The organism is Novosphingobium anseongense (genome assembly GCF_037482895.1).
GTDB classification, from domain to species: domain Bacteria; phylum Pseudomonadota; class Alphaproteobacteria; order Sphingomonadales; family Sphingomonadaceae; genus Novosphingobium; species Novosphingobium anseongense.
In genome coordinates, this window is sequence record NZ_JBBHJZ010000001.1 from 1,580,697 (window position 1) to 1,591,524 (window position 10,828).

Consider the following 10,828-nt stretch of genomic DNA (forward strand, 5'->3'; position numbering starts at 1 on the left):
TCCGAACAGGATGCGCAAAGGCTATGGAGACTTGAATGACCGAGCAGAAAGCGATCCCGACCGGGCAGCATGACGGAGGCGCGCCGACGCGGCATGCCGAGTTGATCGCCTGGGTCGAGCAGGTCGCTGGGCTCGTCAAGCCCGCCGCGATTCGCTGGTGCGACGGTTCGCAGGCCGAGTGGGACGAACTGTCCTCGCTGCTCGTCGATGCCGGCACCCTGACCCGCCTCGACAGCGCCAAGCGCCCGAACAGCTTCTATGCCCGCTCCGACCCGCGCGACGTCGCCCGCGTCGAGAGCCGCACCTTCATCTGCTCGGAGAACGAGGCCGACGCCGGCCCGACCAACAACTGGTCCGAACCCGCCGAGATGCGTGACCGCCTGAACGGCCTGTTCGACGGCGCGATGGAAGGCCGCACGATGTACGTCGTGCCCTATTGCATGGGGCCGCTCGGCTCCGAGGCCAGCGTCATCGGCGTCGAGCTGACCGACAGCCCCTATGTCGTGCTGTCGATGAAGATCATGACCCGCATGGGCGCCGGCGCGCTCGATATGCTGGGCGACGACGGCTTCTTCGTGCGCTGCATCCACACCGTCGGCATGCCGCTGACCGAGGGCGTCAGCGACGTCGCCTGGCCGTGCAACGACGAGAAGTGGATCGTCCATTATCCCGAAACGCGCGAGATCTGGTCCTACGGTTCGGGCTACGGCGGCAACGCCCTGCTCGGCAAGAAGTGCCTGGCCCTGCGCATCGCCAGCGTCATGGCGCGCGACCAGGGATGGCTGGCCGAGCACATGCTCATCCTCAAGCTGACCTCGCCCGAACAGCAGGTCCACTACATCGCCGCCGCTTTCCCCAGCGCCTGCGGCAAGACCAACATGGCGATGCTCCAGCCCACGCTCGAGGGCTGGAAGGCCGAGACCGTCGGCGACGACATCGCCTGGATGCGCTTCGGCAACGACGGCCGCCTCTACGCGGTCAATCCCGAAGCCGGCTTCTTCGGCGTCGCGCCGGGCACCGGCTACGCGACCAACCGCAACGCGGTCGAAACGCTGTGGGGCAATGCCATCTTCACCAACACCGCGCTCACCACCGACGGCGACGTCTGGTGGGAGGGCCTGACCGACAGCCCGCCCGAGAACCTGATCGACTGGCGCGGCGAGGCCTGGACGCCGGCCACCGGCACCCCGGCCGCACACCCCAATGCGCGCTTCACCGTCCCCGCCGAGCAGTGCCCGGCGATCGCGGCCGAGTGGAACGATCCCGCCGGCGTGCCGATCTCGGCGATCCTGTTCGGCGGCCGCCGCGCGACGGCCGTGCCGCTCGTGACCGAAGCCTTCGATTGGCAGCACGGCGTCTACCTGGCGGCCAACGTCGCCTCGGAAACCACCGCCGCGGCCGAAGCCAAGGTCGGCCAGCTGCGCCGCGATCCCTTCGCCATGCTGCCGTTCTGCGGCTATGCGATCTCGGATTACTTCGACCACTGGCTGCGCCTGGGCGAGAGGGCCGACAAGTCGAAGCTGCCGGGCATCTATCTGGTCAACTGGTTCCGCAAGAGCGCCGAGGGCAAGTTCCTCTGGCCCGGCTTCGGCGACAACGTGCGCGTGCTCAAGTGGATCGTCGAGCGCCGCGAAGGCACGGCCGACGCGGTCGACAGCGCCACGGGCCGCCTGCCCGTCAGCGGCGCGATCGACACCAGCGGCCTCGACATCAGCGACGCGGCCATGGCCGAGCTGCTGCGCGTCGATGCCGAAGTCTGGCGCGAAGAGGCCAAGGCCTCGGCGCAGGACTTCGCCAAGCTCGGCCAGGTGCCGCAGGCCCTGCTCGACGAGCAGGCCGCACTGGAACAGCGCCTGGGCTGATTGCCGCACGGCTGAGAGAGATTGGGGGCGCGGCGCCACGGTGCCGCGCCCTTTTTCGTGCGCTATCGTCGCGACGATCACCGCGCTGCCCGGATTGCGGATATTGTGATCGTCCCGACCCGCCCCTACCGTTGCGGCCGATCAACCGGCTGGATGGGAGAACACGGTGGCTCTGGCGGAAGACCTGCGCGCGAATTTGACCCTGCCGGCTTTCGCCGCGCCGATGTTCCTCGTCAGCGGCCCAGAACTCGCGATCGCCTGCTGCCAGGCCGGCATCGTCGGCTCGCTGACGCGCAACCACACGCGCGACTTCGAGGAGATGGAGGCCCAGCTCAAGACCGTGCGCGAGGCGCTCGACCGCTTCGCCGACGCACATCCGGGCAAGACCGTCGGCCCGCTGGCGATGAACATCTCGCCGAACTTCAGCCAGGAGGAATTCCGCCGTCACCTCGAATGCTGCAAGCGCTACGGCGTGCGCATCATCGTCACCTCGGTCGGCGATCCGACGCTCAACGCGCCGCTGGTTCAGGAATACGGCCTGCTCCACTTCCACGACGCGACGACGATCCGCTTCGCCGAGAAGGCCGCAGCGGCGGGGGCCGACGGCATCGTCTGCATCGGCGCGGGCGGCGGCGGCCATGCCGGCACGATCAGCCACCTGGCCTTCGTGCCCAAGGTCCGCGCGATCTACGACGGCATGATCGTCATGGCCGGCGCGGTATCGACCGGCGCGGTGATCCGCGCGGCTGAGATGCTCGGCGCCGATCTCGCCTATGTCGGCACGCGCATGATCGCGACGCGCGAATCGTCGGCGCCCGAGGCCTACAAGGCCATGCTCGTCGAAGGCGGCGTCACCGACGTGCTCTATACCGCCGCGGTCAACGGCATGCCGGCCTCGTGGCTCAAGGCCTCGATGCGCGAAGCCGGGCTCGATCCCGACAATCCCGGCCCCGTGCCGCCGCGCCACGACACGAGCCACCTGCCCGCGGGCAAGACCCCCTGGCGCAACATCTGGAGCGGCGGCCAGGGCATAACCCTGATCGACGACCTGCCGAGCGTGGCCGAGCTCGTCGCCCGCCTGCAGCGCGAATATGTCGCGGCTTGCGCGATACCCGACATGGCCGAAGCCGCACGCGCAGCGCTGGCACAGGGCTGATGGACCAAGTCCGGATCGCCCGCGAGGATGCCGGCGGGCTCTGCACGCTGACGCTGAACCGGCCCGACAAGCTCAACGCGCTCGACACCGCAGCCTTCGAGCAACTCGACGCCCATTGCGCCGCGCTGGAGGCCGCAACCGAGACCGTCGGCTGCATCGTATTGCGCGCCCAGGGCAAGGCTTTCTGCGCCGGGGCAGACCTCGGCGCCGTGGGCCTCGATCGGCACGGCCAGCCGGTCGACCCCGCGTTCAAGCCCGGCGTGATCGACCGCCTCGCGGCGCTGCCGCAGCCGGTGATCGTGGCAGTGCACGGCGTCTGCTACACCGGCGGGCTCGAACTGGCGCTGGCCGGCGACTTCATCCTCGCCGATGCCACGGCGCGCTTCGCCGACACCCACGGCAAGTTCGGATTCGTCGGCGCCTGGGGCATGGGCCAACGCCTGTCGCGCCGGATCGGCACGCCCGCCGCCAAGCGCCTGATGATGACCGCGCGCCCGGTGCTCGCCGACGAGGCGCGCGACTTGGGCCTGGTCGACATGCTTGTCGAAGCCGGCGGGCTCGACGCACTGGTGCAGAGCCTCGCGGCCGAGATCCTCGCCAATTCGTGGCATACCAATTTCCACGCCAAACGCATGTTGCGCGAGACCGAGGGCATGGGACTGGCCGAAGCCTTGGCGCGCGAACGCGCGACCTATCCGGGCAACGCCCCCGACCACAAGGAACGGATCGCGCGCTTCAACCAGCGCTGATCAGTCGACCACCACCCAGCCCTTCATCCCGAGCATGCCGTGCATCGTATGCGTGCACCGCAGCTTGTAGACGCCGCGGCGGGGCACCAGGGTGATCGCCTTGTCGCGGTGGCCCGCGAGCTCGACAGTGCCGCGGAACAGGTAGCCGCGATCCTCGGGGCGGATCGTCGCCGCCTGGAAGAATTCGGGCGCGCTGAAATTGTGGCCGCCATCGCCCTGGTTTACCAGGTGAAGCGTCACCGGCCGCCCGGCCCTCAACCGAATTTCAGACGGCGCGAAGTCGAAGCTCGAGAGAATCACCGTCACCGGTTCGGCACGGCTCCAGTCCGGCTCCTGCGCCACGGCGGACGCGGCCGGAACCAGCCCGACGGCAAGCAAGACGATCGCGCGACGCATGGCACCTTTTCGCCCGCCGGCGATTGATCCGGGCTGAACGCATGACGGCTGCGTATAGTGATTGTCTGGCGCCGTCAGCCGGGTACAACCCCGACAACCGATAGGAGCCGCATGGCCGCCCCCCAAGTCCTGATCAATGCGATCGGTTGCGCCGTTCCTCCGCACGACGTCCACCAGGCCTTCATCGACTGGGCCGAAGCGCAGATCGTCGATTCCCGCGAACGCGCGCTGTTCCGCCGCATGGCCGACCGCTCGGGCATCGATCACCGCTGGTCCGTACTGCCCGAAGGACATTCGCCGACTGCGCCGGGCGGTTTCTATGGCGCAGGCATGCCGCCGACCTCCGAACGCATGCGCGTCTATGCCGAGCAGGCACCGGCGCTCGCGCTCGCGGCGATCGCACGGTTGCGCGAACAGGTCGCGCTCGACGGCATCAGCCATCTCGTGGTCGCGAGTTGCACGGGCTTCGTCGCGCCGGGGATCGACCAGATCGTCGCCGATGCGCTGGGCTTGGTCGGGGTCGAGCGTACGCTGGTGGGCTTCATGGGCTGCTATGCCGCGGTCGCGGCGCTGCGCACGGCGCGCCACATCGTCCGCTCCGAACCCGAAGCGCGCGTGCTCGTCGTCACGGTCGAACTCTCCTCGCTCCACCTTCAGGACGACCACGCGATCGAACCGCTGCTGGCCATGCTCCAGTTCGCCGACGGCGCCGCGGCGGCGTTGGTGACGGCGGATGGCGAAGGCCTGGCGATCGGCCGGCCTTTCGCGGTGCAACTGCCCGATTCGGCCAAACTGATCCGCTGGACGATCGGCGACACCGGCTTCGTCATGCATCTGTCGGGCGAAGTGCCCGGACGCATCCAGGCGGCGCTGCGCGATGAGGCCGTGCGCGCCGAGCTCACAGGCGAGCAAAGGCCCGCGGACATCGCGCTCTGGGCGGTCCACGCCGGCGGGCGCTCGATCCTCGACGCGGTCGAGCATGGCCTCGATCTCGCCCCCGATGACCTCGCGACGTCGCGCGCGGTGCTCGCGCGTCACGGCAACATGTCGTCCTCGACCTTGATGTTCATCCTCGCCGACCTGCTCGCCGCGCCGAGCGCCGGCGATGGTGTGGCGCTCGCTTTCGGCCCCGGCCTCGCCGCCGAGGGCTTTCGTTTCCAGCGCGCATGACGACGCTGATCGTCGGTGGTGGCCCGGCCGGCGCGGCGGCGGCGATCACGCTCGCGCGTGGCGGCCACGCCTGCCGCCTGATCGAGCGGACGTCGGGCGAACACGACGTGGTCTGCGGCGGCTTTCTCGGATGGGACGCGCTCGCGCTGCTCGACCGGCTCGGCATCGACGCCGCCTCGCTCGGGGCGCGGCCCATCACGCGCGTGCGCCTGATCGCAGGCGCGCGCCGCGTCGAAGCCGCGCTGCCCCATACCGCCGCGGGACTCTCGCGCCGCCGGCTCGACGCCGCACTGCTGGCGGCGGCCGAGCACAACGGTGTCGAAGTGCTGCGCGGCACGACCGTGCGCTCGGCCGACCCGGAACGGCGCGTGGTCCGGCTGCACGACGAGAGCGAACTGACCTGCGACGCGCTGCTGCTCGCCACGGGCAAGCACGAATTGCGCGGTGTCGCGCGCCCGCTCGCCGATCGGCGCGACAGCCTCGCCGTGGGCCTGCGCACCGCCCTGCCGCCCGAGTCCGCACGCGACGCCGCGCTCGCGGATACGATCGAGCTGCACCTGTTCGACCAGGGCTATGCCGGGCTGTTGCTGCAGGAGGACGGCACGACCAACCTCTGCCTGTCGGTCTCGCAACGCCGGCTCGCCGAAGCCGGCGGCCCGCTCCCGCTGCTGGCCGAACTGGCCGGCGCGCTGCCTGCGCTCGCCGAGCGGCTTGGTCGCGACCTGCCCGCGCAGGTCACCGCAATCGCCGGCGTGCCCTATGGCTGGTCCGCCGACACGACGACCGCAGGGCTGTTCCGCCTGGGCGACCAGGGCGCGGTGATCGCCTCGCTCGCGGGCGACGGTATCGCCATGGCGCTCGCCGGCGGCATCGGCGGTGCCGAGGCCCTGCTCGCCGAAGGTCCCGCGGGCGCCCAGCGCTGGCAGGGCGGATTCGCGCGGCGCACCGGTCGCCAGCGCGCGCTGGCCGAAGTCTTTCGGCACGGCGTGGAACGACCGATCAGCCGCGCCGCGCTGATGGCCTTGCTACGGCTCGCGCCCCGCCTCATCGCCCCCGCCGCTCTTTTGACGAGAACCCGCTGATGCGCCGCAAACTGCTCCCGTTTCTGCTGCCGCTCCTGCTCGCCAATGCGCCGGCCGGCGTCGAGGCCACCTGGCGCACCGACGACGGCAAGGGCCTCGTCCGCATCGGCCGCTGCGGCGCGCAGACCTGCGGCTGGATCGCCGGCGTGCTCGACCGACGCCCCGGCGTGCCGACCACCGACGTTCACAATCCCGATCCCAAACTGCGCAACCGCCCGCTCCTGGGCTTGCCGACCCTGACCGGATTCGCCCGCGAGGGCGCCGTGTGGAAAGGCGGCCGCGCCTATGACCCCAAGACCGGCCGCTCCTATCGCGCGACGCTCGAACTCAATCCCGACGGTTCGCTCAAGGTCACCGGCTGCGTGCTCGTGATCTGCCGCTCGCTGCGCTGGACGCGCGCCGCCTAGCCATTCGGCTTGACCGCGAATTCCTTGTCCGAGGATAGCCGCCCGTCGAACCCGAACAGCGCGGCGACCTTGCCCGACCGCTCGCCGAGGTCCTTGGGGTGAAAGAAGGCCTCGTCGGCCAAGACCTGCGGCATCAGCGCGCGGACCTCTTCGATCGAGCCGATCTCGCCGATCGCGCCCTCGTTCTCGGCGATCGTGATCCGTGCGATCCGGCCGCCGCCCATGGCGAAGATCTCGCCGTTCACCGCGCAGTCCTCGCTGAGCAGATAGGCCGCGCCGGCGGCGACCTTCTCGGGCGGCATCGTCGCGTGGAACCACGCGGCATAGGCCGAAGGATGGAACCGCTCGGTCATCCGCGTGGTCGCCGAAGGCGAGACCGCATTGACCCGGACGTTGTCCCTGAGCCCCTCGAGCGCCAGGCAGCGCGTGATGCCGAGGTACGCCGCCTTGGCCGCAGCATAGTCGGTGTTGCCCATCGCGCCGTAGATCGCGCCCGAGGGCATGAAGACGATCCGCCCGTAGTGCTGCCGGGCCATGTGCGGCCAGGCGGCGCGCGCCATCCACAGCGCGGCGAAGGGATTGACCCGCATGACCAGTTCGAGATCGCGGCTCGACAGGCGATCGACCGCCTTGAGATCGGGGCACGGGCTGGCGAAGTGGGCAAGCCCGTCGATCCGGCCAAAAGCCGCGACGCTGGCTGCCACCGCCGCCTCGGCGCCGGCCTCGGTGGCGAGGTCGGCGGTGCAGGCCACGGCCTGGCCACCGGCCGCGACGATCTCGGCAACGACCGCCTCTGCCGGTGCCTGGCTCGTCTCGCCGCCGTCCATCGCCGTGCCGTTGTCCGCCACCACGACCTGCGCACCGCGCGCGGCCAGCAGCAGCGCCGTCGCCCGGCCCAGCCCGCGGCCCGCTCCGGTAACGAGCACCGCCCGGCCCTCGAAGCGGATATCGGTTTCTGCCATCGCTTTTCTCCCGGAGGACAGGCTAGGCCAGCGCGACGCGATTGCAATCGGCGCTTCAGGCCCCCATCTGACCGCTGCAACGAGCGCCCGCTTGCGGGCGTCGGCGCGGGCCTGTAGAGGCGCCCGCAAATCTTCCGAAATTGCAATCCCCAGAGGAATCCGATGGCCGCGCAATACGCCTATGTCATGAAGGGCATGACCAAGACCTTCCCCGGCGCTCCCAAGCCGGTGCTGAACAACATCAGCCTGCAGTTCTACCAGGGTTCCAAGATCGGCATCGTCGGCCCGAACGGCGTCGGCAAGTCGACCCTGATCAAGATCATGGCCGGCATCGACACCGACTTCACCGGTGAGGCCTGGCCCGGCGAGAACATCACCGTCGGCTATCTCGAGCAGGAACCCCAGCTCGACACCAGCAAGACCGTCCTCGAGAACGTCAAGGACGGCGCGCGCGCCACGGCCGACCTGGTCGATCGTTTCAACGAGATCAGCAACCTGATGGCCGATCCGCCCGAGGACGTCGATTTCGACGCGCTGATGGACGAGATGGGCGACCTCCAGGGCAAGATCGACGCGGTCGACGGCTGGACGCTCGACAACCAGCTCGAACTGGCGATGGAAGCCCTGCGCTGCCCGCCGGGTGACTGGCCGGTGGACAGCCTTTCGGGCGGTGAAAAGCGCCGCATCGCGCTGACCCGCCTGCTGATCCAGAAGCCCGACATCCTGCTGCTCGACGAGCCGACCAACCACCTCGACGCCGAGTCGGTCGAATGGCTCGAATCGCACCTCAAGGAATATGCCGGCGCGGTGCTGATGATCACCCACGATCGCTACTTCCTCGACAACGTCGTCGGTTGGATTCTCGAACTCGATCGCGGGAAATACTTCCCCTACGAAGGCAACTACTCGACCTACCTCGAGAAGAAGTCGAAGCGCCTCGAGCAGGAGGAGCGCGAGGAATCGAGCCGTCAGACCGCGATCAAGAGCGAGCTTGAATGGATCCGGCAGGGTGCCAAGGCACGCCAGACCAAGTCCAAGGCGCGTATCGCCAAGTTCGAGCAGCTCGTCGAGCAGCAGAACAACCGCAGTCCCGGCAAGGCCCAGATCGTCATCCAGGTGCCCGAGCGCCTTGGCGGCAAGGTGATCGAGGCCAAGAACCTGACCAAGGCCTATGGCGACAAGCTGCTGTTCGAGAACCTGAACTTCCTGCTGCCGCCGGGTGGCATCGTCGGCGTGATCGGCCCGAACGGCGCCGGCAAGTCGACGCTGTTCAAGATGATCACCGGTCAGGAGACGCCCGACGAGGGCGAGATCGACATCGGCTCGACCGTGCGCCTCGGCTATGTCGACCAGAGCCGCGATCACCTCGACGACACCAAGAACGTCTGGGAAGAAATTTCCGACGGGCTGGACTACATGAAGATCAACGGCCACGACCAGTCGACGCGCGCTTACGTGGGCGCGTTCAACTTCAAGGGCCAGGATCAGCAGAAGAACGTCGGCAAGCTGTCGGGCGGTGAGCGCAACCGCGTCAACATCGCCAAGATGCTCAAGAAGGGCGGCAACGTGCTGCTGCTCGACGAACCGACCAACGACCTCGACGTCGAAACGCTCGCCGCGCTCGAAGAGGCGATCGAGAACTTCGCCGGCTGCGCCGTGGTCATCAGCCACGATCGCTTCTTCCTCGATCGCCTGGCGACGCACATCCTGGCTTTCGAAGGCAACAGCCACGTCGAATGGTTCGAAGGCAACTTCGAGGCCTACGAAGAAGACAAGCGCCGCCGCCTGGGCGACGCCGCCGACCGTCCGACGCGCCTCGCCTACAAGAAGCTGACGCGCTAAAGTTCAGAAAACCACCCTTTAACCTGAACAGAAGGCTATGTACCCGGTTCACGCTCTCGACAGCGCGAATCGGGTATTTCTTCATCAACGGTCGCCGCGATGGCGCGGCGCAGGGATGATGGAGCGGGCGGCCATGGCCGTAGGCAAGTTCATGAAATCGAGCGGAATCGCGGCGCTGGTCGCGGGTCTCGCGGTACTGGCGGTTCCGGCGCAGGCGCAGGAGCGCGGCGGTTGGGGCGGTCGTGGTGGCGGCAATGCCACCGCGCAGCAGAACAACGGTGGCAACGGCGGCACGCCAAGCTGGCGCGGCAATGGCGGCGGTAGCGAGGGTGGCGGCTGGCGCGGTGGTGGCGGCAATCGCGGCTTCCGCAGCGAACAGTCGACCGGCGCTACAGCAGCCCCGGCACCGATCGAAGCCCGGCCGCAGCGGAACTGGTCGCGCGGTGACACCAACGGCGGTGTGACCGGCGGCTCCACCCGGTGGCAGGGTCGCGGCAACGGCGCCAATACGGATGGGGGCAACCGCTGGAACGGTTCGCGCAATCGTCCGGCCGACCAGGCGCAGGCGGCCCCCGTCCAGCAACAGCCCGGCCAGGTCGAAGCCCAGCGCCGCGCCTGGAACGGAAACGGCACCAATCAGTGGCAGGGGCGCGACCGTGACCGCAATCGTGATCGCGCCGCCTCCAACCAGAATTGGCGCAACGACAACAATTCCAACTGGCGCGGCAACGATGCCTGGCGTGGCAGCGGTCGCGAGACCTGGCGCAACAACGACCGTCAGAGCCTGTCGCGCAACTGGAACCGCGACTGGCGGCGCGACAATCGCTACGACTGGCGCGGCTACCGCAGCTCCAATCGCGATATCTACCGCCTGGGCGCTTATGCCTCGCCCTATCGGAACTACTCGTACCGGCGGCTGAACTCGGGGTTCTATCTCGACACGCTGTTCTTCGGCAGCCGCTACTGGATCAACGATCCGTGGCAGTATCGCCTGCCGCCGGCCTACGGACCCTATCGCTGGATCCGCTACTACGACGACGCGATGCTCGTGGACACCTACTCGGGCGAAGTGGTCGACGTGATCTACGACTTCTTCTGGTGACGCCTTACCGGTAAGTGGTCCGGTACCGAGCCCCTGCCCGCAAGGTGCGGGGGCTCGACGCGTTTCTGCCATTCCCGCCTTGCCCTTCGCCTCGCTTCGA

At 68.7% G+C, this 10,828-nt stretch carries 10 protein-coding genes; 8 read left to right on the top strand and 2 right to left on the bottom strand.

Features of this window, described 5'->3' with window-relative positions; translation table 11 throughout:
* Positions 1-35: 35 nt before the first annotated feature.
* The 3 genes from WG901_RS07445 to WG901_RS07455 all read left to right on the top strand — a co-directional run bounded on the left by WG901_RS07445 (position 36) and on the right by WG901_RS07455 (position 3,767).
* Complete coding sequence (locus WG901_RS07445) at positions 36-1,862, top strand: phosphoenolpyruvate carboxykinase (GTP) (RefSeq protein ID WP_339586374.1); 1,827 nt, start codon at positions 36-38, stop codon at positions 1,860-1,862.
* A 166-nt stretch (positions 1,863-2,028) separates the two neighbouring features.
* Positions 2,029-3,018 carry an NAD(P)H-dependent flavin oxidoreductase gene (locus WG901_RS07450; protein ID WP_339586375.1) on the top strand — a complete coding sequence of 330 codons (990 nt, stop codon included), beginning with the start codon at positions 2,029-2,031 and terminating at the stop codon, positions 3,016-3,018.
* The gene (locus tag WG901_RS07455) at positions 3,018-3,767 is read left to right on the top strand and encodes an enoyl-CoA hydratase/isomerase family protein (RefSeq protein ID WP_339586376.1); all 750 of its coding nucleotides are present in this window, start codon (positions 3,018-3,020) and stop codon (positions 3,765-3,767) included. The genes WG901_RS07450 and WG901_RS07455 overlap by 1 nt, the downstream gene beginning before the upstream one ends.
* Here WG901_RS07455 and WG901_RS07460 read toward each other — a convergent pair whose 3' ends face one another.
* Positions 3,768-4,163 (bottom strand): cupredoxin domain-containing protein, encoded by a 396-nt coding sequence (locus WG901_RS07460; protein ID WP_339586377.1) that lies wholly within the window; start codon positions 4,161-4,163, stop codon positions 3,768-3,770. It lies immediately after the preceding gene.
* Between the two features lie 111 nt (positions 4,164-4,274).
* On the opposite strand from WG901_RS07460, the gene WG901_RS07465 reads away from it, so the two are divergent.
* From WG901_RS07465 to WG901_RS07475, 3 genes are read left to right on the top strand one after another with little or no spacing between them, the layout of a single operon-like run.
* Entirely contained in the window at positions 4,275-5,333 is a 1,059-nt protein-coding gene (locus WG901_RS07465; protein ID WP_339586378.1) for a type III polyketide synthase, read from the top strand.
* Positions 5,330-6,415 carry an NAD(P)/FAD-dependent oxidoreductase gene (locus tag WG901_RS07470; RefSeq protein ID WP_339586379.1) on the top strand — a complete coding sequence of 362 codons (1,086 nt, stop codon included), beginning with the start codon at positions 5,330-5,332 and terminating at the stop codon, positions 6,413-6,415. Before WG901_RS07465 ends, WG901_RS07470 begins: the two co-directional genes overlap by 4 nt.
* Positions 6,415-6,822 (top strand): DUF2147 domain-containing protein, encoded by a 408-nt coding sequence (locus tag WG901_RS07475; RefSeq protein ID WP_339586380.1) that lies wholly within the window; start codon positions 6,415-6,417, stop codon positions 6,820-6,822. The genes WG901_RS07470 and WG901_RS07475 overlap by 1 nt, the downstream gene beginning before the upstream one ends.
* On the opposite strand, the gene WG901_RS07480 is transcribed toward WG901_RS07475, so the two are convergent.
* Positions 6,819-7,784 (bottom strand): SDR family NAD(P)-dependent oxidoreductase, encoded by a 966-nt coding sequence (locus tag WG901_RS07480; protein ID WP_339586381.1) that lies wholly within the window; start codon positions 7,782-7,784, stop codon positions 6,819-6,821. The two genes, WG901_RS07475 and WG901_RS07480, sit on opposite strands and share 4 nt — an antisense overlap.
* A gap of 162 nt (positions 7,785-7,946) precedes the next feature.
* Between WG901_RS07480 and ettA the strand changes: the two genes are divergently transcribed.
* Positions 7,947-9,626, top strand: a complete 1,680-nt coding sequence (gene ettA, locus WG901_RS07485; RefSeq protein WP_339586382.1) for an energy-dependent translational throttle protein EttA — start codon at positions 7,947-7,949, stop codon at positions 9,624-9,626.
* A 133-nt stretch (positions 9,627-9,759) separates the two neighbouring features.
* Positions 9,760-10,728, top strand: coding sequence for an RcnB family protein (locus tag WG901_RS07490; protein ID WP_339586383.1), 969 nt, complete (start codon positions 9,760-9,762; stop codon positions 10,726-10,728).
* The last annotated feature ends 100 nt before the right edge of the window (positions 10,729-10,828 follow it).